Here is a 1,539-nt window from a genome sequence, read left to right as displayed (position 1 = left end):
TGGAGTGGTCCCCAATAGTTGGACTGCTGTGAGGTCAGCATGAAGCAGTTGCCGGCTGTCCGGCTGTGGCGGTCTTGGTCCGATACTCCATCGGGGCAAGACCGCCGAGTCGCATCGAGATCCTCTCAAAGTTATACCAATGAATGTACTCATCGATCGCTTTCTTCAGGTCCTCGACCGAGTCGAATTTCTGCAGATAGAACATCTCGGTTTTCAACTGCCCAAAGAAGTTCTCCGCCATCGCGTTATCCCAACAGTTTCCCTTCCGCGACATCGACGGGGTAGCACCGTGTTTGGTCAGGATCGCCGCCCACGACACGTGCTGGTACTGAAACCCCTGGTCCGTGTGCACCAACGGTTTCTGACCGGGCCGAAGCCCCTGACACGCATTCGTCAGTGACTCGTTCGTCAATGCCGTGTTTGGTGACATCGACATCGAGTACGACACCACACTGGTATCGAAGAGATCGATGACCGGTGACAGATACAGTTTCCTATCCGCCACAGCGAATGCGGTGACGTCGGAGACCCATTTCTCATTTGGTTCCTCAGCGGTGAATTCCCGGTTGAGGACGTTGCCGGCAACGCGGCCGATCGTGCCGCGGTGGGAGTTGTACCGCTTCCTGCGCACCTTGGTCTTGATGTTCATTTCCTGCATCAACCGCAGCACTGTCTTCTTCGCGATCGTGATGCCTTCTTTGACCAAGACTGCCCAGATCTTGCGGTGCCCGTAGCATTCGCGGCTGTCGGTGAAGATCTCCCGGATCCGGGGCCTGACCTGCTCGTATGGGTCAGGTTTCTGATCGAAGCGTTTCTGGTGATAGAAAAACGTCGACCGTGCCAGGCCCGCAATGCTCAGCAGCAGTGACAGCGGGTAGTTCGCCTTGAGACTGGCAACTATGCGTGCTTTTACAGCTGCCCGTTCTGCCTCAAGGCCCTCAGTTTTTTTAAGTACGCGTTCTCCGCTTCCGCCCGCAACAGCCGGTCTTGCAGCTGCCGATACTCCGCCAGACTAATGTCCTCGGCACGGGTCTTCTTCGCCATCAGGTCCGGCTTAGACGGGGCCGGATCAGCATCCGGGTCCTGACCGCTGTCAATGGCGCGCATCCGGGCTGTTGTGCCCTTGCCTGACGCCGGGGGCGAGGTGAATGCCTGATCGCCCTTGTCTCGGTATTTCTTCGCCCAATCAACCACGGTACGCGAGGATGCCAGACCAACTTCCTTGGCGAGATCGACTTTGTGTTCGCCGTCGAGGTATCGCTTCGCAGTCGCGATCTTCGTTTCTGCTGGTATACGGCGGCGCTGGTGCGGTTCCATGACCGACATTGTTCCACGCACCAGCCACCGGTCGTGGAGGAGTTTGAGCGTGGGTTTGTGGACATCGAGCTTCGTGGCTGCCGTGGCGTAGCCGTGCCCTTGGTCGAAGAGTTCGATCGCGGCCTTGGCTTGGTCGTTGGTGATCAGACAGTCCTGACGCATGGAATGGTCCCTTCAAGTTGGTTTGTGTTGATCACAGTCCAACTTTCGGGGACCACTCCA

2 protein-coding genes are annotated in these 1,539 nt (G+C 57.5%); both read right to left on the bottom strand.

Going from position 1 to position 1,539, the window contains the following annotated elements:
• Positions 1-34: 34 nt before the first annotated feature.
• Positions 35-901 (bottom strand): IS3 family transposase, encoded by an 867-nt coding sequence (locus HK108_RS18595; RefSeq protein ID WP_309136069.1) that lies wholly within the window; start codon positions 899-901, stop codon positions 35-37.
• An 8-nt stretch (positions 902-909) separates the two neighbouring features.
• Entirely contained in the window at positions 910-1,479 is a 570-nt protein-coding gene (locus HK108_RS18590; RefSeq protein WP_139470454.1) for a transposase, read from the bottom strand.
• Positions 1,480-1,539: the final 60 nt, after the last annotated feature.

The sequence above is a fragment of the Brevibacterium sediminis genome (genome assembly GCF_013623905.1).
GTDB classification, from domain to species: domain Bacteria; phylum Actinomycetota; class Actinomycetes; order Actinomycetales; family Brevibacteriaceae; genus Brevibacterium; species Brevibacterium sediminis.
Note: the sequence above shows the minus strand (reverse complement) of the source record. Positions and strands in the feature narration are given on the sequence as shown.